This is a genomic window from Alicyclobacillus shizuokensis NBRC 103103 (assembly GCF_001552255.1).
Lineage (GTDB): Bacteria > Bacillota > Bacilli > Alicyclobacillales > Alicyclobacillaceae > Alicyclobacillus_G > Alicyclobacillus_G shizuokensis.
Window position 1 is genome coordinate 25,665 of sequence record NZ_BCQV01000014.1, and the last position, 25,254, is coordinate 50,918.

At 56.6% G+C, this 25,254-nt stretch carries 33 protein-coding genes and 1 tRNA gene; 6 read left to right on the plus strand and 28 right to left on the minus strand.

The features are described 5' to 3' along the window. Window positions 1-61 precede the first annotated feature (61 nt). From ASH01S_RS07290 to ASH01S_RS07330, 9 genes are all read right to left on the minus strand, one after another. Complete coding sequence (locus ASH01S_RS07290; protein WP_067925846.1) at window positions 62-1,384, minus strand: PepSY1/2 domain-containing protein; 1,323 nt, start codon at window positions 1,382-1,384, stop codon at window positions 62-64. A 40-nt stretch (window positions 1,385-1,424) separates the two neighbouring features. Next, window positions 1,425-2,150, minus strand: a complete 726-nt coding sequence (gene sleB, locus ASH01S_RS07295; protein WP_067926035.1) for a spore cortex-lytic enzyme — start codon at window positions 2,148-2,150, stop codon at window positions 1,425-1,427. A gap of 151 nt (window positions 2,151-2,301) precedes the next feature. Then, window positions 2,302-2,508, minus strand: coding sequence for a hypothetical protein (locus tag ASH01S_RS07300; protein WP_026961973.1), 207 nt, complete (start codon window positions 2,506-2,508; stop codon window positions 2,302-2,304). Between the two features lie 126 nt (window positions 2,509-2,634). Then, entirely contained in the window at window positions 2,635-3,876 is a 1,242-nt protein-coding gene (locus ASH01S_RS07305; protein WP_281178205.1) for a Glu/Leu/Phe/Val family dehydrogenase, read from the minus strand. Between the two features lie 226 nt (window positions 3,877-4,102). Then, a complete protein-coding gene (locus ASH01S_RS07310) occupies window positions 4,103-4,696 on the minus strand; it encodes an adaptor protein MecA (protein WP_067925852.1) in 594 nt (197 codons plus the stop codon). An 82-nt stretch (window positions 4,697-4,778) separates the two neighbouring features. Further along, window positions 4,779-6,158, minus strand: coding sequence for a dipeptidase PepV (gene pepV / locus ASH01S_RS07315; protein ID WP_067925855.1), 1,380 nt, complete (start codon window positions 6,156-6,158; stop codon window positions 4,779-4,781). Between the two features lie 69 nt (window positions 6,159-6,227). Further along, window positions 6,228-7,208 (minus strand): substrate-binding domain-containing protein, encoded by a 981-nt coding sequence (locus tag ASH01S_RS07320; RefSeq protein WP_067925858.1) that lies wholly within the window; start codon window positions 7,206-7,208, stop codon window positions 6,228-6,230. Window positions 7,209-7,329: 121 nt separating this feature from the next. Next, window positions 7,330-7,412, minus strand: a tRNA-Leu gene (locus ASH01S_RS07325). 58 nt (window positions 7,413-7,470) lie between these two features. Then, entirely contained in the window at window positions 7,471-8,811 is a 1,341-nt protein-coding gene (locus ASH01S_RS07330; RefSeq protein ID WP_067925861.1) for a UvrD-helicase domain-containing protein, read from the minus strand. A 106-nt stretch (window positions 8,812-8,917) separates the two neighbouring features. On the opposite strand from ASH01S_RS07330, the gene ASH01S_RS07335 reads away from it, so the two are divergent. Then, window positions 8,918-9,664 (plus strand): metallophosphoesterase, encoded by a 747-nt coding sequence (locus ASH01S_RS07335; RefSeq protein ID WP_245628971.1) that lies wholly within the window; start codon window positions 8,918-8,920, stop codon window positions 9,662-9,664. Window positions 9,665-9,724: 60 nt separating this feature from the next. Here the strand turns inward: ASH01S_RS07335 and ASH01S_RS07340 are convergent, their stop codons facing one another. Continuing rightward, window positions 9,725-9,994: a hypothetical protein gene (locus ASH01S_RS07340; protein ID WP_067925865.1), complete on the minus strand. Its 270-nt coding sequence runs from the start codon at window positions 9,992-9,994 to the stop codon at window positions 9,725-9,727. 105 nt (window positions 9,995-10,099) lie between these two features. Then, window positions 10,100-10,855, minus strand: coding sequence for a class I SAM-dependent methyltransferase (locus ASH01S_RS07345; protein ID WP_067925869.1), 756 nt, complete (start codon window positions 10,853-10,855; stop codon window positions 10,100-10,102). Between the two features lie 146 nt (window positions 10,856-11,001). Here ASH01S_RS07345 and ASH01S_RS07350 point away from each other — a divergent pair, with 146 nt between their 5' ends. Beyond that, the gene (locus tag ASH01S_RS07350; protein WP_157067045.1) at window positions 11,002-11,367 is read left to right on the plus strand and encodes a hypothetical protein; all 366 of its coding nucleotides are present in this window, start codon (window positions 11,002-11,004) and stop codon (window positions 11,365-11,367) included. Here the strand turns inward: ASH01S_RS07350 and ASH01S_RS07355 are convergent. The 5 genes from ASH01S_RS07355 to ASH01S_RS18820 form a co-directional block, all read right to left on the minus strand. Beyond that, window positions 11,345-11,677: a rhodanese-like domain-containing protein gene (locus ASH01S_RS07355; RefSeq protein WP_067925875.1), complete on the minus strand. Its 333-nt coding sequence runs from the start codon at window positions 11,675-11,677 to the stop codon at window positions 11,345-11,347. The genes ASH01S_RS07350 and ASH01S_RS07355 overlap by 23 nt on opposite strands. A gap of 76 nt (window positions 11,678-11,753) precedes the next feature. Next, window positions 11,754-12,605: a C40 family peptidase gene (locus tag ASH01S_RS07360; protein WP_067925879.1), complete on the minus strand. Its 852-nt coding sequence runs from the start codon at window positions 12,603-12,605 to the stop codon at window positions 11,754-11,756. 97 nt (window positions 12,606-12,702) lie between these two features. Further along, on the minus strand, window positions 12,703-13,401 hold the full coding sequence (locus tag ASH01S_RS07365) for a S1C family serine protease (RefSeq protein ID WP_067925882.1): 699 nt from the start codon (window positions 13,399-13,401) through the stop codon (window positions 12,703-12,705). 99 nt (window positions 13,402-13,500) lie between these two features. After that, entirely contained in the window at window positions 13,501-13,803 is a 303-nt protein-coding gene (locus tag ASH01S_RS07370; protein ID WP_067925885.1) for a DUF1450 domain-containing protein, read from the minus strand. A 154-nt stretch (window positions 13,804-13,957) separates the two neighbouring features. Continuing rightward, a complete protein-coding gene (locus ASH01S_RS18820) occupies window positions 13,958-14,131 on the minus strand; it encodes a hypothetical protein (protein WP_169794197.1) in 174 nt (57 codons plus the stop codon). A 124-nt stretch (window positions 14,132-14,255) separates the two neighbouring features. Here ASH01S_RS18820 and ASH01S_RS07375 point away from each other — a divergent pair, with 124 nt between their 5' ends. Then, window positions 14,256-14,510 (plus strand): YuzB family protein, encoded by a 255-nt coding sequence (locus ASH01S_RS07375; protein WP_067925888.1) that lies wholly within the window; start codon window positions 14,256-14,258, stop codon window positions 14,508-14,510. Here the strand turns inward: ASH01S_RS07375 and ASH01S_RS07380 are convergent. Beyond that, window positions 14,492-15,292 carry a DUF2797 domain-containing protein gene (locus ASH01S_RS07380; protein ID WP_067925891.1) on the minus strand — a complete coding sequence of 267 codons (801 nt, stop codon included), beginning with the start codon at window positions 15,290-15,292 and terminating at the stop codon, window positions 14,492-14,494. The genes ASH01S_RS07375 and ASH01S_RS07380 overlap by 19 nt on opposite strands. A gap of 150 nt (window positions 15,293-15,442) precedes the next feature. On the opposite strand from ASH01S_RS07380, the gene ASH01S_RS07385 reads away from it, so the two are divergent. Continuing rightward, window positions 15,443-16,105 carry a PrsW family intramembrane metalloprotease gene (locus ASH01S_RS07385; RefSeq protein WP_245628972.1) on the plus strand — a complete coding sequence of 221 codons (663 nt, stop codon included), beginning with the start codon at window positions 15,443-15,445 and terminating at the stop codon, window positions 16,103-16,105. Here ASH01S_RS07385 and ASH01S_RS07390 read toward each other — a convergent pair. Then, entirely contained in the window at window positions 16,090-16,455 is a 366-nt protein-coding gene (locus tag ASH01S_RS07390; RefSeq protein ID WP_067925893.1) for a hypothetical protein, read from the minus strand. The genes ASH01S_RS07385 and ASH01S_RS07390 overlap by 16 nt on opposite strands. Before the next feature lie 182 nt (window positions 16,456-16,637). Here ASH01S_RS07390 and ASH01S_RS18825 point away from each other — a divergent pair, with 182 nt between their 5' ends. Beyond that, on the plus strand, window positions 16,638-16,802 hold the full coding sequence (locus tag ASH01S_RS18825; RefSeq protein WP_169794198.1) for a hypothetical protein: 165 nt from the start codon (window positions 16,638-16,640) through the stop codon (window positions 16,800-16,802). Window positions 16,803-16,869: 67 nt separating this feature from the next. Here ASH01S_RS18825 and ASH01S_RS07395 read toward each other — a convergent pair whose 3' ends face one another. Beyond that, a complete protein-coding gene (locus ASH01S_RS07395) occupies window positions 16,870-17,550 on the minus strand; it encodes an SIR2 family NAD-dependent protein deacylase (RefSeq protein WP_083516913.1) in 681 nt (226 codons plus the stop codon). Between the two features lie 193 nt (window positions 17,551-17,743). Here ASH01S_RS07395 and ASH01S_RS07400 point away from each other — a divergent pair, with 193 nt between their 5' ends. Further along, complete coding sequence (locus ASH01S_RS07400) at window positions 17,744-18,145, plus strand: helix-turn-helix domain-containing protein (RefSeq protein ID WP_067925895.1); 402 nt, start codon at window positions 17,744-17,746, stop codon at window positions 18,143-18,145. A gap of 534 nt (window positions 18,146-18,679) precedes the next feature. Here the strand turns inward: ASH01S_RS07400 and ASH01S_RS18830 are convergent. The 9 genes from ASH01S_RS18830 to ASH01S_RS18835 form a co-directional block, all read right to left on the minus strand. After that, window positions 18,680-18,841, minus strand: a complete 162-nt coding sequence (locus ASH01S_RS18830) for a hypothetical protein (RefSeq protein WP_169794199.1) — start codon at window positions 18,839-18,841, stop codon at window positions 18,680-18,682. Between the two features lie 17 nt (window positions 18,842-18,858). Beyond that, complete coding sequence (locus ASH01S_RS07405) at window positions 18,859-20,610, minus strand: HAMP domain-containing sensor histidine kinase (RefSeq protein ID WP_067925896.1); 1,752 nt, start codon at window positions 20,608-20,610, stop codon at window positions 18,859-18,861. Beyond that, window positions 20,607-21,320: a response regulator transcription factor gene (locus tag ASH01S_RS07410; RefSeq protein WP_067925898.1), complete on the minus strand. Its 714-nt coding sequence runs from the start codon at window positions 21,318-21,320 to the stop codon at window positions 20,607-20,609. The genes ASH01S_RS07405 and ASH01S_RS07410 overlap by 4 nt, the downstream gene beginning before the upstream one ends. 193 nt (window positions 21,321-21,513) lie before the next feature. After that, window positions 21,514-22,017, minus strand: a complete 504-nt coding sequence (locus ASH01S_RS07415; protein WP_067925901.1) for a YhcN/YlaJ family sporulation lipoprotein — start codon at window positions 22,015-22,017, stop codon at window positions 21,514-21,516. 68 nt (window positions 22,018-22,085) lie between these two features. After that, window positions 22,086-22,889 carry a pseudouridine synthase gene (locus ASH01S_RS07420; protein ID WP_083516914.1) on the minus strand — a complete coding sequence of 268 codons (804 nt, stop codon included), beginning with the start codon at window positions 22,887-22,889 and terminating at the stop codon, window positions 22,086-22,088. Window positions 22,890-22,972: 83 nt separating this feature from the next. Then, window positions 22,973-23,521 carry a spore maturation protein gene (locus ASH01S_RS07425; protein ID WP_067925902.1) on the minus strand — a complete coding sequence of 183 codons (549 nt, stop codon included), beginning with the start codon at window positions 23,519-23,521 and terminating at the stop codon, window positions 22,973-22,975. After that, window positions 23,521-24,114, minus strand: a complete 594-nt coding sequence (locus ASH01S_RS07430) for a nucleoside recognition domain-containing protein (RefSeq protein WP_067925903.1) — start codon at window positions 24,112-24,114, stop codon at window positions 23,521-23,523. The genes ASH01S_RS07425 and ASH01S_RS07430 overlap by 1 nt, the downstream gene beginning before the upstream one ends. A gap of 55 nt (window positions 24,115-24,169) precedes the next feature. Beyond that, window positions 24,170-24,604 (minus strand): GerW family sporulation protein, encoded by a 435-nt coding sequence (gene ytfJ, locus ASH01S_RS07435; protein WP_067925907.1) that lies wholly within the window; start codon window positions 24,602-24,604, stop codon window positions 24,170-24,172. Continuing rightward, on the minus strand, window positions 24,543-24,962 hold the full coding sequence (locus ASH01S_RS18835) for a DUF2953 domain-containing protein (RefSeq protein ID WP_169794200.1): 420 nt from the start codon (window positions 24,960-24,962) through the stop codon (window positions 24,543-24,545). The genes ytfJ and ASH01S_RS18835 overlap by 62 nt, the downstream gene beginning before the upstream one ends. Window positions 24,963-25,254 lie beyond the last annotated feature (292 nt).

Genomic DNA, 25,254 nt, shown 5'->3' on the forward strand with positions numbered 1-25,254 from the left:
CAACAAAAACGGCGGCCTCGCTGGATCTGCGCGACCGCCTTGGGTTCGATAGTCCCCTCAGTCATTGGTGGTGGGTCAGTTGTTCGATAGCCATCTCGCGGCCGGTGTGCGCATTCATGTACACGCGGTAGGTTTCCCCGTTTTCTATGCCGTAGAACGCGACGGCGGGTTGGTAGTCCCCATTCTTGTCGCGCACGATACACTCGCGCTCCATGCGCACCTGAAACGCCGGATGGAGACGCTTCTGCAATTGGGCAGCGGTATAAACGCGGGATGGTACATGCGTCACCGGGTAATAAAAGTAATTGCTGCCGTCATATCCAATGATTCCCCCTTTGTCGAGCGCCACCTTGACAGATAAGGTCTGCGACATAACGGCAGCGCCTTTGTATATGGGAGCAAACATGAAATAGGCAACGTGATCGTATTGATACGAATTCAACGGTTCAACCGTGCCAAAACCATTCCGTTGCAACCAAACTTGTGCCGCCCGAGCCGCGCCGCCAAAGTCGTACGTTCCCCTACCCGGTCGATAATCCAGCTGATAAGACAACACATGGCCTCCTGGCTGGCTGACGAATGCACGCAGATGTCCCCATTTGGTGGAACCTGTTACGATGTACTCTGGTACGTGTGCTCCTTTATCCGTCAACGTCACTTGCCAATCGGAACCCACAGTGACCCCCAGCATTCGTGCGACCGTCGCTCGGGCCGTGCTGCCGCTGATTTTTGCCTGTCCCGACAGGGCCTTTGTGCTTGGCCGATGTGGTGTAGAAGGAGTATTCTGGGTTTCGACAAACGCCCCTGCTGCTCCGTCCATTTTTTGAAATCCATCGATAATTTGGTTGTCGGTCTTTTGCTGTCGCTGCTGCTGCAAGGCTTGCGTTACGGACATCCAATTTAGATTCTGACCTAAGACAGTCTCCTGCATTCGACTCAGGGAGTTCGAAATCTTATGTGCATTCGTGTACATCGTCTGCAACTTTTGATGTACATTGGCATTGGTCGGAGCCGCATCTTCGGTCAGCCAGTTGTCCATCGTCTTGCTCACGTTCGACAAGAACTGTTGGGTGTTATGCATCGGCATCAATTGCAGAGGCAGGTTGCCCACATCCTCCTGTGCGACGCTGGTCAGGCGCCAGATGTTACGCAGGTGTTCTTGAAACGATGCCACGTCCGCCGGGATCAGGGCCTTGCCCATTTCCTCCTCCAGGTGGTTCACATCACTCGTCAGGTTATGGAAGGTCCCCGCGTAGCGGCTCTGCACCTCAGCCGCAAGGGCTTGTTTCTGCTGGTACTGACTGTAACCCCACCAGCCTAGGCTCCCTCCTACCACCGCCAAGGCGGCCACAGGTATGGCGACCCATGTAGTGCGCTGCAACATAGAGACAACTCCTTTCACTGGGACAGGTTCCGCTGGTTCCTCAACGCGTGAATATGTGATCCCCGATGGTGACGATTTTCGGCCGTCGATTCATGAAGGTGTTTTGGGACTTCTTCGGATTGTAGTAGTACAACGCACCGTGTGAAGGGTCCCAACCGTGAGCGGCATCCAAGGCCGCTTGATAAGCCTGTTTGCTCGGCTGCAGGTTGAACTGCCCGTCCGTGACACACGTGAAGGCTCCCGGATGGTAGATCACCCCGGCTACTGTGTTGGGGAACTTGTCACTCTTGACCCGGTTCAACACCACGGCAGCCACCGCCACTTGACCAACAAACGGCTCGCCCCGCGCTTCTCCATACACCAGATGCGCTAATAAGTTAATGTCGGATTGCGATATCCCTCCGACAGCAGAGGGGAGTTGGTTACCAGCAGTCCCGGACGTCCTGGACTTGCTTGCCAACGGACCATGGTAGTGCCAATTCTTGGTCGCCTTGACCAACATCATCTTGGTATGCATGTCCACAAGCCCTGTGGGCTTCATACCGAAACGGTACTGAAAGTCACGGACTGCCCAATAAGTGTCCCAGCCAAAAATGCCATCGACCTTGCCGTGATAGTATCCGAGAAATTTAAGCCGGTTCTGCAGCTCATCGACGTCGTATCCTTGACTGCCGTACTGCAGGTTGCGGGCTGTGAACGCCTCAACCTGCACTACACTCATTGCCGGCTGCCAAAGGGTGAGCAGTGCAGCACCAAGCAGGCCCATCCATCTGACCTTGTTTAACACCGCCGGTTATCCCCCTGTCTTCTTTGTTCTGCTCGGGGATATTGTGTCAAAAGGACAAAATAAATATGCCTGCCGCTTGGCAGGCATATCGGCAAAACAAGCCGAAGGATAGGACAGATGGGCGAGTAGCTCAGTTCAAAGGTTCGATGTCAAAATCGTCCTCGTTGTCGCACAAACAGCGTTTAAAGCCGGTTTCGATACGCCCCTTAGCGTCACGAACGCCGCGCAAAATGAACGTCTCTCCACACTTTCGGCAACGAATGTGCACTTTGACCCGCTGATTCGTCAGCGCCACGTCATCCTGCACTCCCTCGGACACGAGTGTTTCCGACCGCATATTTTGTACCCCCTATCGGACGCGGGCGAATACATCCATTATGGTCGGCGCCGTCTTGTGATAAACTTTCCAGCGCTCGCTATTTCATTCGTCGCTCGAGTCAAATTTCCTTCTCCATTCCTGGGCTCACACCCAACCTCGCCAACGGGCGGCCTCTGCCAATCTCTTCACGCCTACAATATAAGCCGCCAAGCGCATGTCGATTTCATAACGCTGCGCAGTCTCATAAACGGTGTCAAAGCTTGTCCGCATAACCCTGTCCAGCTTCTTCTCCACCTCTTCTTCGGTCCAGTACATCCCCTGGTTGTTCTGCACCCATTCGAAGTAGGACACGATGACGCCACCGGAGTTCGCCAACACGTCGGGAACGACTAAGATCTCCCGATCCGTCAGCAGCTGCGTGGCACGCGGGGTCGTTGGACCGTTGGCCGCCTCCACGACGATGGCGGCTTGTACGCGGGGAGCATTCTCGGTGGTGATTTGATTTTCCACAGCGGCTGGGACTAAAATGTCACATTCTTTCTCCAATAATTCACGGTTCGTGATGGTATTGCGAAATGCCTTCGTGACCGTTCCAAACGAGTCCCGTCGTTCCAGCAGATCATCGATATCCAGACCATCGGGATCGTACAATGCGCCATAAGCGTCCGATATTCCAACTACTTTCGCACCCTGGTCGTTCATGAACTTGGCCAGGTAGCTGCCCGCGTTGCCGAACCCCTGCACAATGATGCGTGCGCCTGGCAACGAAATGCCTTTCACGCGTGCAGCTTCCTCAATGCATATGGCCACACCGCGGGCAGTGGCACGCTCCCGCCCCCTGCTGCCGCCCAACACCAAAGGCTTACCGGTAATGAACCCAGGTGAATCGAATTCTCGCATGCTGGCATACTCATCCAGCATCCAGGCCATATTTTGAGAATTACTGAACACATCCGGTGCCGGAATGTCTTTCGTAGGTCCCACGATCTGACTGATGGCTCGGACATACGCTCGGCTCAAGCGCTCGATTTCCGAGAAGGACATCTCCCGCGGATCACAAGCGATACCGCCTTTGCCTCCTCCGTAGGGAAGCCCCGCAATGCCACACTTCACAGACATCCAGATGGAGAGAGCCTTCACTTCGTCTTCGTTGACATCTGGATGCAGACGAATTCCGCCTTTGGTGGGCCCGATAGCATCGTTGTGCTGGGCTCGGTAACCGGTGAAAACACGCACACTGCCATCGTCCATGCGGACGGGAAAGCGTACGGTCAGAACCCGAATGGGCTCTTTCAGGAGGTCAAACATCTGTCGATCATAGCCCAGGTATTTCAAAGCTTGCTCAATCACGCCCTGCGTATTGGCATAGATATCGAGAATTTCCATGTCCGCTCCTGCTGAGGAGGTTGGATCCGTTTGCGCTTGCATTTTCATACTCCTTTAAAGGTCGAGTCATCACATCTACTCGGCTCGCATCGAAGAAAGCCGCCAACAGTATACAATGGAATGTGGTGTACGCAAAAGGCCTGCCGCTGGCATAGACTGAATGCAGCAGGCACCCCCTTTATACACGAAAGCGGGCCCTGTGGCCCGCTTTTCAGCAATAAAATCGTCAAGTATAGAGCGGAAACAGGCGCACCAGGTCCGCGATGGCGTTGTCACGGAGAATGCAGTTCCCGTATTCCTCCAACACAGCGTAGGTTGTATCCGAAAATTCACCAAACTCATGCAGCAACGCCCACAGTGGGTCATAATCCTCTTCTGCCAACCTGTCCTCGTCGAAGTACAAATGATATTTTCCCTTATATTCGTACAACGTGCCACCCACATCGTAATTCGGCCAGATGGCGTGAGCTGCACGAACCACATCTTCAAAATCCTCGAATCCGAAGGCGAAGGACGAGAACACATCGGGCGTCAGCTCGACATCCATCTCCTCCTCGTCCTCATCCGGCGCTGGAAGGCTCGGTACCCGGGTGACAATGACGACGACACCCTCCGTGGGCATGGTGAACGCCTCCACCGCGATGGGACCCGCAATTTCAAATCCAACTTCCGTGTAGGCGGTCTCCATAATATCCCAAAACAACTCTTGGACCTTGCGCCCGTTTTTCCAAATTTCATCGCGATCGATCCCGCGTTCCTCAAGGTCGTCGTAGCTGACAAAGATGCGCACTTTGTCTTTGGCAATCCGCTCCACTCGCATCGAGTTCTCCCTCCTTTGTCTACCCAGGCAGCCAGCGCCATGATCCGTGCAACCAAGCGCCTTGATCTGGCGACCGGAGTCGTTACAGCGTATTCGCCAATTCGTGAATGGCATGCGCATATATCTCGACGCAGCGCAGAAAATCGTGGATACCCCAGTATTCATCCCGGCGATGGGCAAGGTCAGGCTGCCCCGGAAACAAGGGACCGAAAGCAACCGCGTTGGGAATGGCCCTCGCGTAGGTGGCGCCTCCGATGGCCAGAGGTTCGGCTGGGACACCCGTATGCTGCTCATACACCCGTTGTAACACCTGTACCACAGGACTGTCTAATGGCACATAATGGGGAGGCATGTCGTTCTCCAAGCTCACGGACCATCTATCTGATACATATTCCTGGCACTTCTCGACCAATTCCCCGACCTGGGCGCCTATGGGATAGCGAATGTTGAACCAAAAGCGAAACCGTCCATCTATCAATTCGGCACAACCCAGATTACTGGTCAGGGGGCCTGTGATGTCGTCTTCGGTGTCCATCGCAAGCGCCTTGCCCAATGTGTCCTGGGCGGCAATCATGCGCCACATCGACGCATTCGCGACATTTCGATTGGTTAACAGAGTGGCCAACTGAACAATGGCGTTGACCCCTTTTTCTGGGGTGCTCCCGTGCGCGGACACCCCCCGCACAGACACCCGCAGCTGTGAACTCTCCCGCTTGATCACCACTTCTATGTGACGCTGTCGGGCCTCTTTATGCAACTGCTGCTCCCATTCTCGCGCGGCGGTTTCGGAGTGGCAATCAATTTCGATTTCCGCCGCATCCGGCACCATGTTCGGTCTGTCGCCACCGTGAAAATGAATCACACACGGTGCCATGGACTCCTTATCGGCCGGCATTTCGAGGCACAGCGTTGCGACGCCTTTCTCGGCAAAAATCAAGGGAAAATCCGCATCCGGCGTAAACCCGCCGAGCGGCACAGGCTGCTTCGAGAAATAGTGGCGCACGCATTGCCAGTCGCTCTCTTCGTCGAGGCCAAAGATCAATCGGACCTTGCGCTTCGTGGTCCAGCCCAATTTTTTCAGCGCAATCAATGCCCATAATGCGCTCCATGCTGGCCCCTTGTCGTCAATCGCCCCCCGGGCGTAGACCCGCTCATCATGAATCTCCGCCGAAAACGGAGGATAAGTCCACCCGGGCCCCGCAGGCACCACGTCCAAGTGAGACAAGACCGCGACATAGTCTTCGGCGTCCCCAAGCTCCACATGCCCAGCGTAGCCATCAATATCAGCAACCCGCAGACCATGTTTGGCAGCGTACTGGAGTGCATATGACAATGCCTCGGCCGGGCCGTCCCCAAATGGGCGACCCGGTTGGGCAGGCCCTTTGACGCTGGGGATGCGCAGCAACCCCTGCAACGACTCAATCATCTCTTGGCGGTGCCGTTCGATAAACTCACGGATCATCCTTAGTGCCTCCTCCAGACCCGTCGGGGCGACCAGAATCCGTGCCACACGCGCGCCATGCGAATCGAGTCAGGTGGATAGCCGTTCCACAATATCATGTTGCAAAATTACGGTGTAATTGTCCACCGGTTCATCACGCAAAAACTTCGTCAGCAAGCGCATGGAAACCGCCCCGAAGTCATACATCGGCTGAGCAATCACCGACATCTTGGGACGCACCATTTCCGCCAAGCGAGTGTTGTCAAATGCGATGACCTTGATATCCTCTGGAAGCGAACGGCCCAGGTCCTGGGCGGCGTGAATCGACGCCAGTCCAAGTTCGTCGGACGCGGCCACAATACCGTCGATCTCGTATTCTTTGAGTGCCTGTTGGATCCTCGGCAGGGCGCTTTCGTAGCGACCGTCACGCGTCTCAATGCGAATCAACGGCTGACCCTGGAGGCTGGCCTGCAACCCCCTCCCGCGTCGATCCGACAGGACGGAACGCCCTTCTTCCACGGTGACAAACGCAATGTGCTTACATCCGCGCTGTATCAGATACTGTCCGGCATCAGCGCCCGCCTGCCGGTTGTCTATGTTTACGGAAGGAATCCGACGTTCTGGGTCTTCAGTGGCGCACAGAACAACCGGGATTTGCGCCTGTTCAAAAGCGCTGATGTGTTCCTTTCGCAGCTTGTCTGTCATATAAATTATCCCATCGACCTGTTTTTCCCACATCGTGCCCACCAAATCGATTTCGCGTTCCAACTGCGAATCGGAATTGGTCAGGATAATCTGGTATGCATACATGGCCGCGATGTCTTCAATGCCGCGGACCACTTCCGCCACAAAAGCCGCAGACACATCGGGTACAATCACGCCGATAGTCTGCGTCTTCTTGCTGGCCAAACCACGCGCAACCGCGTTTGGCCGGTAGCCCAATGCGGCGATGGCGTCCAGCACACGCTTTTTCGTCTCTTCCTTGACAACGGCGGTGCCGTTGAGCACCCGTGACACCGTGGCCATGGAAACTTTCGCTTCGCGTGCGACATCGTATATCGTGACGGGCATGTTGATCACCCCCTGAGACAACTCTTGTCATTATGATACCATGAGGATGCGGCTTCCATATACGGCAGGAATGGCAACAATACGACAAAAGGACGGCAAGTTGGGCCGTCCTGTCCCAAATTGGTGCGGGTGAAGGGACTCGAACCCCCACGGTTTCCCGCCAGAACCTAAATCTGGTGCGTCTGCCAATTCCGCCACACCCGCTCGTCCACTGTCATTCATCCTCTGACCGATTCCGCTTTAACGTAGTATATCACAGGATTTACGAAAGGGATAGTCCACTTTCTTCGACATACTCAATCGGCAGGCAATGCCGTCCTCGACACTGACCAGGCACATGAATAAACAGCCGAAAGCGCGCGCGAGTCATGCCAACATAAAACAAACGCCGCTCCTCTTCGCTCCTCGCCGTGTCGTCCGGATGGTCTCTGTTCCAGGCCTGCCACGAAAGATACGGGTTGTTGCCCACCGCGCCAACAATATGCACGACGTCCCATTCCCGCCCCTTCGCCTCATGGAGGGTGTGAAAACCGACACCGCGCCTGATGCTGACAGGAAGGGCTTGATACACGGACATCAACTGACGCCGGGTACGGGCAAGAACGGCCACGGATGAGGTCTTCTCCGCACAGACAAGCCGCGCAACCCCCTCGGCTTCGGCCGTCTCGGTGGACCATGACAGCGCACGGCAAAGACCAGCCTGTTCGCGTACGGCGACTATCGGCTTGCCAACCCGCGCACGGTTGTGCTCAATCAATCGGCGGCTGTATGCAATGATGCGGGAACAGGAGCGAAAGTTGCGCGACAGTATCACCTCTTCGGTTTCAGGCATGGCTTTTGAAAATCCCAACAGCCAACGGGGGCTGGCGCCCCGAAACCCATAGATCGATTGGTCATCGTCACCCACCACACACAACTTGGCTCCGCTAAGCCGACAAAGTCGCTGGAGGATGTACCACTGCACCGCATTGGTATCCTGAAACTCATCGACGAGAATGTAACGGAGAGAATGCAGCCAGGACACGCGCTTCCACCGTGATTCATCCTCTACCATACCGCACATAGCCAACAGCAAATCGTCCAGGTCGCAGCGATTTCGCTGCCGCTTCATCCGTTCGTACGCCGCGAATGTGCGCCGCAGGGAACGCGGAACTTTGGACTGTGGCCAGACGGATTTTTGCTTAGTCAGCTCCGCCATCATCTTGCGCACGTTCACCGGTGATGGCTCCATCCCAGACATCTCCATCGCCGTCCGCATCACATCCATCTGCTCCGATGCGTGCAACGGAACTGGCACCCAAACCCGAGACTCCAACAAGGCACGAAACACTTGGGAGTGAAAGGTGCCCACGCGCAGTGCCTCAATCTCTTCCGCAGGAAGACCGTTGTCCGCCCGCAAACGATGTTTTAATTCGGAAGCCGCCTGACGGGTAAAGGTGAGCACAGCGATTTCCCGCCCCCGCATGTGACCCGTGGACAGAAGATGGTGGACGTGAGCGGTGAGCACAGCCGTCTTCCCGCTACCCGGTGCGGCGAAGATCACGCGATTCGCGCAGGCCCCCGTCACCACCTGCTCCTGTTCGTCTGTCCACATCATCCTCATCAGACACCCTCCCTGCCTCTGTCTTTACCATGCCATGTGTGGAGCCGATCTGGCCATACCATCCAGTGATTTTACAGATTGGTTTGTGCAGGTGGGATCATGAGGTTTGCGTCTGCAAATTGCAGATTGCTATGATGAGCGGAGAAGGGATTGGACTGGCATGAATTTTTTTGCTCTCGCGGATCTCCATTTGTCAAATGCTGTGAACAAGCCTATGGATGTATTCGGGGATCGGTGGAAAGATCACCAGCAACGCATCCGTGATGCCTGGATCGATGTGGTGTCGCAGGACGACGTGGTTCTCCTGCCGGGTGACATCTCCTGGGCGCTGACGCTTGCCGAAGCTATTCCGGATCTGCAGTGGATAGCCCGACTTCCCGGCAAGAAATTGATGATTCGAGGCAATCACGATTACTGGTGGAACGGCATCGGACGCGTGCGCAAGCACCTGGATGCAGGGATGTTTGCCATTCAAAACGATGCGCTCTCGGTCGGTGGTTATGCAGTATGTGGTACAAGGGGCTGGCTGCTACCATCTCACCCCCAGTTTAATGCCCATCGGGATGATCCGCTGTACCGCCGAGAACAAGAACGCCTGCGCTTGTCATTGCGCGCAGCCGCTAAGTTCAACCTGCCGATTGTCTGTATGCTGCACTATCCACCGCTTAGTCACCTGGGAGAGGATACGCTCTTCACGGCGCTGCTCTCTGAGTTTGAGGTACGCCTGTGCATATACGGTCATCTTCATCAGGCGGCTCACCGGTACCGTTTCGAGGGTAAAAAAGACGGGGTTGAGTACCTACTGGTCAGCTCCGATTATTTAGGATTTCGGCCACTCCAGCTGCCATTGTGAAGGCAGCATGGGTCGACTCCATAGTTGTACGGGCACCGGCCTGCGGACAGGAAGGGCCTGCTAGTGGGGGACACGCCCACTGTGCCGCTGATGAATTTGCGCCTGATAGGAACGAGCGTGCCGCGCCAGTTCGGACACTTGACGCAAGGCGTCAACAGCCTTTCCTGCCTGCTCCTGGATACGTTGGAGATCCGCCGCCTGACGAGCTGAATCATGGTCCACGGATTGAAGTCCCGTGTGCAAAACGTGATCCATGTTTGTCAGGGCTTCGCTGGCAGCCGACCACAGGTCCCGCATTTTCGAGAATCTCTCTTGTTGCTCCTGGTCCATGAGCACCCTCCTCTGCTAGCCTTATTTGCTACCATACCCCGGTTGGCGGCATGTTTATCCTGGTAAAGTACGCCAGAATTTACACGTCTCGTTTCGATGACCGAGTCAACCGCTGGTCTCCAGGTTCCGTTTGGGTTTCTCCCCCACTAACACAACGTAAGCCAGCCAGCGGTGGTTGGTTTCCATCCACTGAGCATTTTCCGTGAGGACGCGTATCACCTCAGGCTTTTGATAGGCACCCGGGTCGACAAGGGTCCCATTCTCGTCCATCGGTTCGGCCGCCAGCGCGTCCTCCGGTCGTACAGGCCGGGACCATAGTGCCCGTACATTGGAAAATCCGCTCTCTTGAAACATACGGCGCCAGCTGGCTAAGTCCGGGACTCTCAGGGCCCCGTAAACGCGCTTTGCGGACTCACGCCAGGCCGGCGCCACAGGCCCCATGATCATCATCTCGACATCCAACAAGCGACCACCCGGGATGAGCACGCGGTGGTACTCTGCCAACGCTTGCTCAATTTGATCGACAAATACATTCACAGACTCCATGTAGACCAAATCAAAGCTCGCGTCTGGAAACGGCAGGCGCTCGGCTGACGCTTGCACGAACTTCACCTTCGCCCCAACCTGCTTGGCGCGGCGCCGGGCCTTTGCCACCATTTCCCGACGAACATCAACCCCGATCACGGGACAGTCGTATTTCTGTTGCACATATACCGAGGTTCGTCCGGTCCCGCAACCGACCTCCAAGATCCGAGTCGAAGACTGTATGGGAACATGCTCCAACCATTCCAGGGTGGTCCGAAAACCTCCGGGATGTGCGCTGCCAGCCCCCAGCGCCGCCAACACGTCCTGATAATCCACGTTTTGCCTACCTCCCATCGCCCCGCTTTATGAATATGGAGAGCCCGTCGTTCCTGACTGGGCGCAGAAGGTAGACCCCAACGCCGTTACGGCTTGCCCGTACGGACTCGGACTGGTAAGGTGAAGTGGACAGGGGGATGGCGTTCATGGAAACCCGGATTGACAAGGTGTACGTGCTCTCGATAGAGGAACCTGGGGATTTTGTGTTTCAGCCCGCGGGTGTCGTCATCGTACTCGAGAACCAACATTTTCAAGTCTATTCGACCAGCGCCGACCACAACCGTTTTCGTGCAACACTGCATCGCTACGCGTGGGGCGATTTGGAGCTTGGCGTCTCCCACCAGGGAACCGATTACCGGCTGGAGGATGTAACAGAGGATATGGCGCGCCACGGCTGGGTGCACGCCGGCAGCACGCCACAAATCTTACACTGCTTGTATGAAAACAACCCACGGCAACTGTTCTTTCTGGCTCGCATCGTCCAATCGATCACAGGTCTGAACCGGAAGTGACCTCTCCGTCCCATTGGAGCATTCCACCGGCCAGGTTTCCCACTTGCGAGAAGCCGTTCGCTTTCAAAAACTCGGCCACGCGCTGCGAACGGTTGCCGCTGCGACAAACAAAGATATATTCGTCCGCCGGGTTTAGTTGCCCCATCCAATCAGTGACCTCCTGCATGGGATGCAGAGGTACACCCGGGATGTGGCCCGATTCATACTCTTCCGGGGTACGCACGTCGATTATCTGCACGGTCCGCTGCGCCAGGATGGTTCTCACTTCTTGCGGTGAATATTGAGGTATACCGTTGTGTTCGAACGCCATTCCCGTTTCTACCTCCCCATCAAACAAAACCTACTGGGTATGTTGACACGCCCCCAGCGTGAAGTCAAATCTCGCTCTAGACATGCCACGGACGACGCGCTCCGAGATAGCGTTGGGTGTAGTAGGGCGCGTTGATATGGCTGACGATAACACCGGTGCGAGGATTGAGCGCCTGAACAATCAGTCCGTTGCCCACATAGATGGCGACGTGTGTGGGCCCACTCCCGGTGGTGGCGAAGAACACAAGGTCGCCAGGTTGCAGTTGAGACCGTGCGACCGTCTCCCCACACGCGTATTGCTGAAAAGAAGTGCGGGGGATGGCGATGCCGCATTTCGCATACACGTATTCGGCCAGGCCCGAGCAGTCAAAGCCGCTGGGGTCCTCTCCTCCGTACACGTACGGACTGCCGACCATGGAGAGCGCCAAACGGGCGATGGTCGTCCCAGTGGAACTGCTGACGAGAGATGGAACGGGAGGCGCCGCGGGTTTATGTTCGTCACGTGGTTGAGCAATCTGGGGTCGCTGCCGGATAGGCGTGGTGCCTCCTCGACTGGCCAGCACGAGAGCGGTATGATGTGAGGCGGGCACACGGGACGCGGCGGCATTGCGAGCTTTCGCCAGGCTCCGCATGCAGTCGGGATGGCCCGCACCCAGCACCTGTAAGTTGACGGTTGTCTGCGCTTGCCAGGAGGAAGCGAATCGTTGCTTGGAGGTCGAAAAATGAATCTCGCGCAAGCGCATCCGTTCACGCAGGTATTCCACGGGGATTTTCATCTTGCTGGTGAGGGTTGAGCTGCGAAAGTTGGTCTTGCATGGAGCGGCAGGCACCTCCCGTGGCAGACCCGAACGTGTGTCCATCGCAGCCGTAAAAGACGTGGCCGCCACAGCCAACGAAGACCCGGCGGCCAGCGCAGCACGTATCGACACAAGAATCCCTCCTCCGGAGTCACCTCATTTCTCATGATGCTTACGCGTAGGATAGAGGGATTATGTACCATGCGACCTCTGTCCATGAGGCGGTTGTTCACAAAATCTTGTCAATGGATTCCCGCAGGACCTCTGCGGAAATGGCAAAGCCAATCCCTTGGGAACTCTGACTGACCGCTGTATTCATGCCAATGACCTGACCCCGCATGTTGATCAGCGGCCCACCGCTGTTTCCCCGATTGATTGCCGCGTCCGTCTGAATGAGTTTCGGATATTCTCTGTCGCCAATCTTGAGCGGACGGTCTTTCGAACTGATGATTCCAGCCGTCACGGAGTGATCAAGACCGAGCGGCGAACCTATCGCCACGACCCACTCGCCGACACAAATGTCCTCGGGCTTGGCGATGCGAAGAATCAGTTTCGGTGCAGCCAGATGGGTTTTCAAGATGGCAATATCGTGAACGTAATCCGTACCGACAATCGTGGCATGGACAGGGCGCTTGCGTCCGTAAAAGCGCAGCAATACCTGGCTGGCGCTGTGAATCACGTGTTCGTTCGTGAGAATATGCCCCTTGGGATCAAAAATGAATCCAGTTCCAATATTGACGCTGCGGTAGCTCGGTGACCCGTCGTGCCACAGAGGACCTATGGGAAACAAACGGGTTTGGGCTGGTTCATGCACGACTTCTATGCCTACAACCGCCTGTTTGTAGCGCTCGACAATCGGAACAAAATTCGGAAGGCCAACGGTCGACCCCCTTCTCTTCTTCACCGTGCGCTTGCTTCGTTCAGACATCGGACTCACCTCTGATGCCGAGGGTTGGGACCAAAGTTGATTGATCTTATTCCCCTCGTCTGCAATCAGTGAGGTGACATGAAGGTAATCCACGCACGCCTATGCCTGGTCTTCAGGATGGGATGCTGCCATGACCGCCCGGTACGTTCCCGGCAGCGGTGGTGCGGTCAAGACCGTGGTGCCGCGTTTGAGCTTATGGTAAAGTCCACGTGCATCGCGAGCAGCCACCACTCCCGTATTGCGAATCGCAAACGGCACATCAATGCACAAACCACAGGCATTCAAACAATCATCACAGGACATGTTTAATTCGGGGTGTTCTTCTCGGAGCACGTCAAATACCGGCTGACTGAACCGTTCCAGATTCTTTCTGCACCATTTGAGGTTGACCGTGGGCTTCATGCCTGTTCCCCTTCCCAAGCTGCGTGTTTTGCCGATTCAGAAATCACGCGAATCCCATTGCCCTGGGGATAAACCTCGTTCTATCAACATTGTATCGCAATTTGTGGCGGATCGTTAAGAAAAAACATCATCGTCTGACAAGCGCACAAGGGGCCTATGGACAGGCCTGTGGACGATAGCGAATCCCGTAATTCCCTTTTCGGGTGCGAAACACCTGCACTTTGGCTGGTTCCAGACCCTCCAGCAAACGGTGATCACGGACGCACATGGCTACGTATGAAGCGACGGCTTTCGAATCGTAAAGACGGGCTTCGTAAATCCAGGACATGTGACTTGCCTCCTTTTCCGACCCTAGATTTCCCGCCGACGCCCCAAGCAATGCCCTGACTGGCAGTGGGGATCATGGTGCCATCCGTGTTACACTAAACGCGTGTGTTGGAGGTGAACTGTGAATGGGAGGATTCGTCCTCATTGAAGTTTGCGATGCCAACCCGGCATGCGTTTCGGACCTGTTTGAACTGGAGACCGAGTATCCGGCTGTGTCGGTGCTGGAAACCCCGTGTCTGAGCGAGTGTGAGTTGTGCGCCTTGCAACCGTACGTATTCGTCAATGGAGATATCGTCGCCGGTGACGATGTCCCAAGCCTCTTAACGCAAGTGCGAGCGTCCACGGAAGAAGCCATTCGTCTCTACAATACGGAAATCTGAACCCTGTATCCGACATGTTTCTTAACTTGAAAGACGCCGTTGGAAAGCAATAGATACTGTCCTTTGACCCCTATCAACCGTCCTTCGACAGTCTGCGTCCGGTCGAGAGAAAGAGACTGCAGCGCAACCTGTGCATCTTCGGCACGTGGATAGGAAAAACGGCGGACTGTGACGGAATCAAGAACGTAAGACCGCCAGTGGCTTGGCAACTTGTCTATCAATTGTTTCCGCAGCGTCAGCAGATCCGTTTCTTCTACGTCGTCGGCCAGCATTTTCCGCCAATTGGTCTTGTCCGCAATGTGCTGGGCCAGCTCCATTTCCAGTTCGCCTGCCTGCCGCCGGGTAGGCACTTCGGCAAAAAGCACAGCCGCCACGGCCCCTTGGTCCACCCACCGAGTCAATTCGCGGCCCTTGCGCGTCAGACCCACCTTAGGGGCGCTGCTGACAGCCAGATAGACGTAGTGAGGAATCATGCAATGCGCATCACCCCACGCCGCATCCCGGCACGTGCCTTGATGATAATGGCACTCATGCGGCTTGACGACACAAAGATCGCATTCTGCAAGGGTGCGGACGCACGGGAAACAATACCCGTTTTGATATAACTTTGTCACCTTACGGCCGCAATGGACGCAAGCCTTATCGCCCAGAAAGCGAATCCGAATCGACCGCCCGAGCGCCGCGTTCAGTCCCAGCGAGTCGTGGTCAGTATGTAAACGGTAATCGACCGGCTCTGTCGCCTCATGCGTCAACTCGCGCAAGTACCCGCCTATCTCGAACACGGAACCACCTCGTGATTGTAGTCTTGTTTCACTCTACCACGGATGAATAGCCAGAACCACAGAAACCGACGCTCCCCCGGTTTCATCCGTCATCTCCGTTGAGTGATGGTGGCGTCATCAGGGCAGACTATAAAACAGGAGGAATCATCCATGCTGTACGCTGCCCTGGCCATGATACCCGTCACTTTGTTCATCATCTGGTTGTACACCCGGGATCGGCTGCATCCAGAGCCCAAGCGCGCCGTGTACCGCCTGTTTCTCCGCGGCGCCGCGATTGTCCTGCCGGCAGGACTAATTGAGCGACTGCTGCTGTCCTCCTGGAGCGAGGAACGTCTTGGGGGATGGCCAGCTCTGTTGATCACGGCCTTCTTCATCGCCGGCATGGTGGAAGAGTTTTTGAAGGCCAGCATCGTGGAGCGTGGAGCGATTGAAAAGGGCTTGGTGCGAAGCCCGATCGATTGCGTGGTATATAGTGGAGCTGCAGCCCTGGGATTCGCGGCTGTGGAGACGATACTCTACGTGACCAGCTCCGGCTTCTTCACCGTCATTCTCCGTTCAGTCACGGCCGTACCAGCACACATGATGTTCGGGATCTTGATGGGCGCTGCTTTTGCTGAATCGATTTGGGGCACGCGCAGCCGAGGCTGGGCCTACATTGTCCCCGCTTTCGCCCACGGCGTGTATGACACCTTTGCCCTGGCTGGAGGGGTGTTGCCGGACCTGTTCCTCGCCGTATACCTTGTGGTGCTCCTAGAATGGGCCTTGCGCCGCATCCGCCAGATGAACCGGTGGTCGATTCAACGGGTGTCGTGACCGTCCTTGCCGAAAGGTTTAGGACCGGCGGGAATTCCGTCAAATAGGTACAGCCACCCTTTGCGGGCGCGAAACAACTGAATGGAAACCGAGTCGTCCAGCATCAACATTTGAAAAAGATTCATATCCGTCTTAAAATACGGACTCAGGTGTTCATCGTGCAGCCGCACATTCAGAACGCGAAAACGGTCCTTCTGAGGAACTGGAATCCCATCCGTTCCCTCGATATTCTCCCATTGCACGGAAGCAATCCAGTGCTCCGGCGCCACCTTCCGCTTCAAATATTCGTACACGTGCCGAGTCGCCTTCGCCTTGCGGCTGGCGTCGCTGACAAACCCGTGTTTCAGCATACATGGCGCCCCCTTGCCCGCCGAGATACATTGCAACTGTATCATAACGCACTTGTAGGCGGGAGCCAAACCCAGAGTGGTAGAGCGCGCTCATCCGTACGACAACCCGATCGTTGCCGAGACAAGGTGCCGAATGCTATGATAACTTTAATCATTCCCATGCAGGCAAGGGGGAGACACGGGTGTTTAAGTATTATTTGGGCATCGCCATCATGTGCGCCTTCTTCGCCATTCTGGCACTGTTCTTTTCACAACACGCAGCCACTCTGGCCACCGTGTTTCTGGCCATGGGAGGAGCCTTTGTCGCCATCGCCTTTGTCACGTCCGGACCGGAACACAGATGGTAGCCTGGCCAGGGAATCCATACTTGTGGTGTGGCCACCTCCGATGGCTCCCAGTCGGATGGGGGCTTCCCTAGCCTCTCTTCAGAATAAACGGCACCAACTCTTCCGCGTCGCGATTCACTTCGATTACGTCCAGTCCCCGGTGCAACGCCATCTGTGGCAGCCGCCGCACAGGCTCCATTTCCAACTGGGTGCCAATCACCAGCACGAAGTCCGCCCTCCCCATCCAGTCGACCGCTCTACTGAAGTGGCGAATCGGCTCCCCCTCCAGGCTGAACCCTGGCCGCAGCACGGCACCGCAGGTCGGGCAATGGGGGACTCGGGCCCGCCATACCAACTGGCTCTGATACACCTGAGTGCAGCCTGGGCAACGTAACTCCCGCAAATTCCCGTGCAGTTCAAGCACATGGGCAGTACCGGCGTCCCGATGCAACCCATCGATGTTTTGCGTCACGACATGAAACCTCGCTGCCGCCAAGGCGCGATGCGCGGAATTCGGTTGAGCCGTGCGCCAATGCTGCAGGATCCGCCGATAGGCATCGTAAAACCGCCCCGGGTCGCAGTTGAACAAGTGTGGGCGGAAAAATTCGGCCAACGTCACTCCCGCAACGCAATCGGCCAGCAGAGGTACGCCACTGGCCACACTGATGCCAGCGCCGGTGATGGCCAGCGGAAAGGCGGCTTGCCTTACGGCCGCTTGAATGCGAGCGAGTCGGGATGGCGAATCCGCAAGCGTCACCTCGTATTGCATTCAGGAACCCCCTGTAAGAAGGGTGCCCGCATGAGAGCGGGTTATGAACGGAAGCAATCATCCTCTCATCAACATTTTTTCCTCTTGTGTCTACAAAAAGATAACAATATTCGACGTTAACTATTTACAATTCAAAAGTTCAGCGATAGTGTAATAGGCGTAAGTAAAATATTGCATCAGGAGGAAAACCAGATTGAACGAGTCGTTCGGTAGTCGAGTTCGTCGGTTGCGCCAGGCGCGTCGGTGGTCACAGCAAGAGCTCTCCCTGCGATCCGGTATCTCTACGCCGCATATTTCATCCATCGAACGGGGGAAGCGGTTTCCGTCGTTGGATTACGCCATACGACTGGCAAACGCGCTCGGTGTGTCTTTGCCCGCTTTGTGTGATCAACGAAAGGAATTGCGGCCGCCCAAGATGAAGAACTCACCGGATGAACTGCCATCCTACCTGCAAAACTTCGTGCTCAATGAAGAGTCCACCCCCTACTTGGAGATGGCTCATCGCCTGAGCACACTGCCCAAACAGGATACGGAGTTCTTGTCGCTCGTTGTGGACTTATTGGTGGAACGTCGGCGGACCGACCCAGATCGGTGACCCGACCGCGAACTATGACCCGCATACTCGTGACATGCCTGACGATCGAGTAGGAGGGGGCGCCTAGCCCCCATCCTCTCACACCACCGTACGTGCGGGTCCGCATACGGCGGTTCATGAAACTCCACGAAGTGTAAGGTATCTCACCTGAAGACTGCGCAGCCCCGGTTGCTCAATGTACGCTTTATCCATGGCTTGGTTCAGCATCCTCGCCATGAACCACGGCCCTTTGTGTGAGGTGATAAGAACGGCCCCTTTCCGCTCATGCACCCGCCGCATCTATTGCCACAGCCCTTGGCGACTTCGGACTTCGTTGTGTTTGGGCAACTCGTCCGACTGTGACAGCCTCGAATGCGATTCGTGTGCCTCGGGTCGAGAGTTTGCCTTCAGCTTTCTTCAGATTCCACCTCACGATGGACACCCTTGCTCTTGGCTAGTGGTAGATATGTCTCCAATCCCCGTTCGGGACTTTCACCCTATAGGGACCGCCCATGCCGGGCGCACAAAGCGTGCAGGCGCCAACGGCGCCTGCACCTACCACAGGATCTTGATTCCATATTTTCCGCTGGGAGTGCGAAACACGGCTACATACTTCGGCGCCTTTTGCAGGACGCCTTCGGCATCGCGAATGCGTGCCGCGAGACAATCCGCCTGGAACCGGGTATCAAATATTTTCATGTAGTACACCCAGGCCAATGAACTCCCTCCATGTCTTACGCCCGCGATGTGCTGTGCGCCAGCGGGATCGACACCGTAAACGTGGTGCCCTGCCCTAGCTTGCTGTTGACAATGATATCGCCATCGTGTGCATCGACGATGTGGCGGGTGATGGCCAAACCCAGGCCCGTACCCGATCGATCACGCGTGCGCGCCTTATCTGCCTTGTAAAACCGTTCCCATATGTATGGAATGTCTTCCTCGGGGATACCGCTGCCCGTGTCCCGAATGTCAATTTGCGCATGGCCCCCGCTCTCCCGCACCACCAGGCCGACTTGTCCCCCCGCTTGAGTATGGCGCAGTGCATTGTCCACCAGGTTGGTGAACACCTGCTCCAATCGGTCTTCGTCTCCACGCACGCAGACCTCGCTGTCCGGAAGCTGCGCATCAAGGCGAATGTCCCGCTCGGCGGCCAACGTCTGAAACTTCCGGACCACGCGAAAGACGACCTCGCTGATATTCACCGTCGCAAACGTCATCTGAAATTGGCCCGACTCCAACTGCGCCAGGTCCAACAAGTCGTTGACCAAGCGCTTCATGCGCAGGGCTTCATCATGGATGATGCCGGTCAGCTCCCGGCGCTGCTCCGGGTCGTCCCCGAATTCATCCAACAAAGCTTCCGCGTACCCCTGCATCATGCTCAGCGGAGTTCGCAGCTCATGGGACACGTTTGCGATAAAATCCTTTCTCAGACGATCGAGTCTCCGTTCCTCACTGACATCCCGCAGGACGGCGACCACCCCACGCAGGGTTTTCCCATCCGACTGGTACAGCGGAGTCATGGTGGCCAGAATGTCCCGGGCCTGCCAAGACCATTCGCGGGTTATCGGCTGACGCGCCTCCACGACTGCCTGCATTTGTCCATACAGGTCCGACGGTAGCCGTGTGGAATCCGGCACCCCGGTAGCGGCCAGGGAGGTGGACTGCAGCCGGCGCCGCGCCGGTGGATTGGCTAAGGTGATGTTGCCATCCAAATCGGCCGCCACCACCCCATCATGCAGCGACGCAAGGATGTTGCTCAACTGCTCCTTTTCAAACGATAGGGCGGCAATTGTCTGTTCCAATTCGTCCGCCATAACATTGAACGTTCGCCCCAGTCTGCCCACCTCATCGTTCGTTGCCACGTCGATTTTCCCGTGAAACTGGCCTCGCACCATCTGTTCGGCCGCCTCGTTCATCTGCACCAACGGCCGCGACAAATTCTTCGATACGACGAATGCCAATCCCGTGGTCAGCAAGATACCCAGCACCATGGCGAAGATGATCAGATTGCGCATCAAGGCAATCGGTTCGTCAAGCGCGTTGATATTCTGCCAGACGGCGAGCATCCCCGGGTTCGAGGCGGAGTTTAAGCGTAGGTAGACGGACACGACGTCGGTGCCGTCGGACTCACCGGTAATGACCACGGGTTGCCCGCCCAGAAACGCCTTCCGTTGGTCTGAAGTGAAATGGTCATAGGCAGATGCGAGGTCGGGGTTGGAAGTTAAGTCAAAGCTGAGCGATGCATGAATGTCGGCCTGCTGGACGTAGACCATCTGCCGAGCTATCTGCAGCGCAGCGGTCGGATTTTTCGTGTTGTTGATGGAGACTTGGACACTTTGCGCGAGACGGGACAGCTGACGTGCCTGTTGTCGATAGACGTAATTATCGAAGAACTGCTGCAGCAGAATCGACAACAGCGCCAACACCACGATGACCATGCCCACGATGGTCAACCACAATTTGACGACGATGCTGTTGCGAATCAACGGGCACCAACCTCAAATTTGTACCCAACACCCCAGACCGTGACGATGTAGGCGCTGACCTTCGGTGAGGCATGTCCCAATTTTTCCCGCAATCGCTTAACATGCGTGTCCACCGTGCGTTGATCGCCATAGAACTGGTAGTTCCAGACATCGCGCAGCAATTCCTCACGGCTGAAAACTTTTTCCGGTCGTTGCGCCATGTACACAAGCAGGTCGAACTCCTTCGGTGTCAAGGCGACTTCCTTTCCCGCCACCTCCACCCGACGGGCTTCGATGTGAATGTTGAGGTCGGGAAACGTCAAAACCTGCTGCAGTTCTGTGCGAGTGGTGTCGTTTTCTCCCACCCGCTTCAGCAGCGCCTTGACCCGCATCACCAGCTCCCGGGGACTGAACGGCTTGACGACATAATCGTCCGCTCCCAATTCGAAACCGTGAATGCGACTAACCTCATCGCCGGCCGCCGTCAGCATGATAATGGGAGTCTGCAAGTGTTGGCGAATCTGGATGCACACATCGCGGCCATCCATCTCGGGCAGCATGAGATCGAGGATGATGAGCGCATAGGTCTGACTCAAGGCCGCTGCCAGCGCCGTCTTCCCGTCGGCAGCCTCATCCACCGCGAAACCGCTGCGCTCCAGATACATTCGGACAAGGCGGCGGATCCGCTCTTCATCGTCCACCACCAGTATCCGTACAGGCTCCTGATCCATCCCCGGACCCCTCCTCGTCATTACTGCCTTCCATTATGACGATCCGCTTGTCGCCGGGCAACATCCGCACAGACGGAAAAAGCGACAAGGCTGCGGAAGCCTCGTCGCTGTAGCCTCTTACGGTCTCATGCCGACGGATTCTCACACGGCGTGCAGCGTTCGAGATGCGGACAGGTCGCGCGACAGATTCCCGCTAGCGGGCGTTTGGCCACACGCGCTGCACCATGGCCGAGAACTGATTCCAGATGGCGCTGACCGGCTGCCCCTGCTGCAGATCACGGGCGAACTTCTGAAACTGTTGATAGACATCCGGATTGGCCGACACGTAGACCGTGCGAATCTCTGGGTGACGGTCTTTGACCGCTGCAATAATCCGGTCCTTCGTGCGTTCGGCCAATCCCGTGCGCACGCCCGGGCGGATTTTCACCGCCACGTAAGCTGTGTGGCCAGCCACCATGACGTTGGCGTTCTGCACGTGCGCCACCTTGACCACATGATTCGCGATGTCCTGCTCCACAGCCAGGTTGGCGTGAGTTCCCGGGGTGGCCGGACGGCGCATTGGGGCCATTGTGTCGTTACGCGGGCTGACCGCTGGGTTACCCGCTGTATTGGCGTTATTCGCGGGTGGATTGCCGCAGGCCGTGACGGAAAACAGACACAGAGCCGCGGCGAGCATAGCGTACATGGCTTTCTTCATGGCGGATCACACTCCTTGCACCTACTTTCTGCAATGAGTGCAAGGACTATACAATCGCCTGGACAAACTCACCGCCGTGCGGAGCGTCTCTGGGGTTGACCGGACCAGTGCGTGCGTCGGGGCTGCTGTGGCGGATTTTTGTCCAACCGCGGCGGTTGCAGATCGACGCTTGCATACAGCAGGGCCAGCTCGTCCGCGGTCAGCGGCCGAGCGCGGCCCGGCCCCAAACCGGTGAGCCGCAACGGTCCGTAACGTACCCGTTTCAGCCGTTTCACTGGAAATCCGATGGCATCCAGCATCCGCCGGATCTGCCGATTCCGCCCCTCATGGAGTGTCAACTCCAACACCGACTCGCGCGGGTGGTGGCGCAACACTTCCACTTTGGCGGGGGCTGTACGGCCATCCTCCAAATCGATGCCTTGTGACAATGCGCGAAGGTCAGATGCCTCCGGCATGCCCGTCACCGTCACCCGATACACTTTGTCCAACTCGTATCGCGGATGCATCAGGCGATGGGCGAGTTCACCGTCATTCGTGAAAACCAGCAAACCGCTGGTGTCGTAATCCAAACGCCCCACTGGATAAACCCGCACCGGCAGATCGGGCAGGAATTCCATCACCGTACGCCGACCTTCTGGATCCGACAGTGTGGTCACACAGGAAGTCGGCTTATGCAACATCCAGCAAACTTTCGGCTGCGGCTCGACCACCTGCCCGTCCACCGCCACCGTTTGCCGCTCCGGATCTGCGCGTTCTCCCAACACCGCGGGCCGCCCGTCAACGGATACCCGTCCTTCCTGTATGAGTCGTTCACACTTGCGGCGTGATCCAAAACCAGCCTCTGCCAGGATTTTTTGAATTCGTTCCGCCATCTCTGTTCCCTTCGTGGATGAGGTTTTTATCCATACATTGACCGCTATTATGGCATGAAATTCCGGGCAGGGAAAGCCCCGACCTACGGCATCGGGCCCAGTAGCAAGGTGACGGCCAAGACACTGGCAAACACACTCGCCACATCGGCCAGCAATCCGACCTTGAGCGCATAACGGAAATTGCGAATGCCGACACTGCCAAAGTACACGGTGATAATGTACAGGGTGGTGTCGGAACTGGCCTGCAGGGTGGACGCCAACTGTCCCAACCAGGAATCGGGCCCAGCCTTCGGGTCTTGAAAGATGTGGGTCATGAACGCCAACGATGCCGAACTGCTGATGGGGCGCAACAGCCCGATGGGCAACACTTCGGGCGGAATGTGCAAAACACTCGTCACCGGTGTCAGACTCTGCACAAGCAAATCCATCGCTCCCGAGGCGCGGAACACCTCAACCGCCACCATCATAGCTACCAGGTGCGGCAAGAGCCGAATCGCGATCCCAAAGCCGCCCTTGGCCCCGTCGACAAAAGAATGGTAGAGAGGAACCCGCTTGATGTAGCCGGCGACCAGAATGCCGGCCACCAACAACGGCAAGAGCCAATTGGATACCGTGGCGATGGCAGTTTGCATCAACTGCGCCTCCGCCGTCTATCCCAGGCCCGAAATCCCCGATCCAACGCAATCGCCGTGACGGTGCCGAGGGCTGTGGCGATGATTGTGGTCCCAACCACGGACGTGGGATGGGTCGATCCGTACTGCATGCGGACGGCAATCACCGTAGTGGGGATCAGCGTAATACTGGCGGTATTGACGGCCAATAATGTGCACATTGCGTCGCTGGCCGTTTCTTTGTCGGCGTTGAGGGTTTGCAGCTCGCGCATGGCGCGCAGCCCGAGTGGGGTTGCCGCATTGCCGATGCCGAGGATGTTGGCGCTCATATTGGCTAGAATAGCGCCCATAGCCGGGTGATCCTCAGGGACGGACGGATACAGCCAGCGTGTAACCGGCCGCAAGACGCGGGCCAATGTGTCAATCAAACCGGCCTTTTCGGCGATGCTCATGAGACCGTTCCAGAGTGCTATCACTCCAATAAGTGCCAAACTCAGTTCTACGCCGTGCTCGGCCCCACCCAGGATGGAGGCAGTCACTCGTTGCATGTGACCTGTGAACATGGCCGTCGTGACACCTGCCAGAAACAGACCGAGCCAGATGAGGTCAATCATAGCTGGCACACCCCCAGACCTTCACTGGTTTATGGGTATGCCAGCCGCTCTCGGTTTAGGACAACCCAGACGACTCGACTCGGCTGTCCTGCTGCACCTCACTTTTCGTCTTACCGCCCTGGAACAGGTGCTGGATCTTTTCCATCACTTGGGGTGCCATGTCAATCAACCGGTCGTACAGTTGATTCTCGTGATCGGCCGACAACAGCCGCACGTGCTCACCGTGGACAATGAGAAACCCGATAGGGGTGATGGACACGCCGCCTCCCGAGCCCCCACCAAACGGGTGCTCCTGGGTTGTAGAGGCGTCTCGTCCGCTGCTGCCAAATTCGCTGCCACCGGCGGCGAAACCAAACCCCACCCGCGACACCGGCAAAATCACGGTACCGTCCGGGGCTTCAATCGGATCGCCGATAATCGTGTTGACGTCAACCATTTCGCGAATGCTGCTCATGGCCGTCTGCATGAGCCCTTGAATTGGGTGTTCCATGGTGTCCCCTCCTTCGCCAGACGCGGAATAGCCCCATCATCGCGAGGATAGCGTAACCGAGGCGGAGCTTCATTATGCAGGAACCCTTCAACGTGAAGCCAGGGCTGTGAAACTCCGGCTGCACGACAATCGCGGGCTCAACGCGAAAGGAAAAGGTACGAACCAGCATCACCATGACCAATCCCAGCCCCGACCAAATCAGACCATGCAACAGACCTGTTACCGCCGCGTCCTTAACTCCGTAACGGATGGTGAGGACAAACTCGGTAATCCAAATCTTGGATAGCACCTCTTTCAGGATGCCCTTGATCTCCCGCAAGCGGGCGACCCATTGCGGCCAATGACGTATCAGATCCAAGACCTCATGGGTGGTAAGATCCATTGTGTGGCCAGGTTCCCGGCCCGACCAGCCGAAGGTCTCATGTTGAGCCGCCACGGATGGGCCGCCAGGCCCGAGAAGAACCTCTATGTCATGGATTTTTTTATGGATGCGGACGAGACCCAGTACACTACGCAGCCGCACATCCATGCTGAACCGGGAATTGTGTGAAGGTTCCAGGGATATATAGAGGGTAACGGGGAGCACCAGGATGAGCGCGAGGACCAAGACCAAGACTGCTACCAAGCATAGGATCCACAAACCCTCCACC

Bases quoted from the DNA above. Each gene is read 5' to 3' on its own strand.
- ASH01S_RS07290 (WP_067925846.1), bottom strand. From the start codon at position 1,384: ATGTTGCAGCGCACTACATGGGTCGCCATACCTGTGGCCGCCTTGGCG.
- sleB (WP_067926035.1), bottom strand. From the start codon at position 2,150: ATGGGCCTGCTTGGTGCTGCACTGCTCACCCTTTGGCAGCCGGCAATG.
- ASH01S_RS07300 (WP_026961973.1), bottom strand. From the start codon at position 2,508: ATGCGGTCGGAAACACTCGTGTCCGAGGGAGTGCAGGATGACGTGGCG.
- ASH01S_RS07305 (WP_281178205.1), bottom strand. From the start codon at position 3,876: ATGGAAATTCTCGATATCTATGCCAATACGCAGGGCGTGATTGAGCAA.
- ASH01S_RS07310 (WP_067925852.1), bottom strand. From the start codon at position 4,696: ATGCGAGTGGAGCGGATTGCCAAAGACAAAGTGCGCATCTTTGTCAGC.
- pepV (WP_067925855.1), bottom strand. From the start codon at position 6,158: ATGATCCGTGAGTTTATCGAACGGCACCGCCAAGAGATGATTGAGTCG.
- ASH01S_RS07320 (WP_067925858.1), bottom strand. From the start codon at position 7,208: ATGCCCGTCACGATATACGATGTCGCACGCGAAGCGAAAGTTTCCATG.
- ASH01S_RS07330 (WP_067925861.1), bottom strand. From the start codon at position 8,811: ATGAGGATGATGTGGACAGACGAACAGGAGCAGGTGGTGACGGGGGCC.
- ASH01S_RS07340 (WP_067925865.1), bottom strand. From the start codon at position 9,994: ATGGACCAGGAGCAACAAGAGAGATTCTCGAAAATGCGGGACCTGTGG.
- ASH01S_RS07350 (WP_157067045.1), top strand. From the start codon at position 11,002: ATGGAAACCCGGATTGACAAGGTGTACGTGCTCTCGATAGAGGAACCT.
- ASH01S_RS07355 (WP_067925875.1), bottom strand. From the start codon at position 11,677: ATGGCGTTCGAACACAACGGTATACCTCAATATTCACCGCAAGAAGTG.
- ASH01S_RS07365 (WP_067925882.1), bottom strand. From the start codon at position 13,401: ATGTCTGAACGAAGCAAGCGCACGGTGAAGAAGAGAAGGGGGTCGACC.
- ASH01S_RS07370 (WP_067925885.1), bottom strand. From the start codon at position 13,803: ATGAAGCCCACGGTCAACCTCAAATGGTGCAGAAAGAATCTGGAACGG.
- ASH01S_RS18820 (WP_169794197.1), bottom strand. From the start codon at position 14,131: ATGTCCTGGATTTACGAAGCCCGTCTTTACGATTCGAAAGCCGTCGCT.
- ASH01S_RS07375 (WP_067925888.1), top strand. From the start codon at position 14,256: ATGGGAGGATTCGTCCTCATTGAAGTTTGCGATGCCAACCCGGCATGC.
- ASH01S_RS07385 (WP_245628972.1), top strand. From the start codon at position 15,443: ATGCTGTACGCTGCCCTGGCCATGATACCCGTCACTTTGTTCATCATC.
- ASH01S_RS07390 (WP_067925893.1), bottom strand. From the start codon at position 16,455: ATGCTGAAACACGGGTTTGTCAGCGACGCCAGCCGCAAGGCGAAGGCG.
- ASH01S_RS07395 (WP_083516913.1), bottom strand. From the start codon at position 17,550: ATGCAATACGAGGTGACGCTTGCGGATTCGCCATCCCGACTCGCTCGC.
- ASH01S_RS07410 (WP_067925898.1), bottom strand. From the start codon at position 21,320: ATGGATCAGGAGCCTGTACGGATACTGGTGGTGGACGATGAAGAGCGG.
- ASH01S_RS07415 (WP_067925901.1), bottom strand. From the start codon at position 22,017: ATGAAGAAAGCCATGTACGCTATGCTCGCCGCGGCTCTGTGTCTGTTT.
- ASH01S_RS07420 (WP_083516914.1), bottom strand. From the start codon at position 22,889: ATGGCGGAACGAATTCAAAAAATCCTGGCAGAGGCTGGTTTTGGATCA.
- ASH01S_RS07425 (WP_067925902.1), bottom strand. From the start codon at position 23,521: ATGCAAACTGCCATCGCCACGGTATCCAATTGGCTCTTGCCGTTGTTG.
- ASH01S_RS07430 (WP_067925903.1), bottom strand. From the start codon at position 24,114: ATGATTGACCTCATCTGGCTCGGTCTGTTTCTGGCAGGTGTCACGACG.
- ytfJ (WP_067925907.1), bottom strand. From the start codon at position 24,604: ATGGAACACCCAATTCAAGGGCTCATGCAGACGGCCATGAGCAGCATT.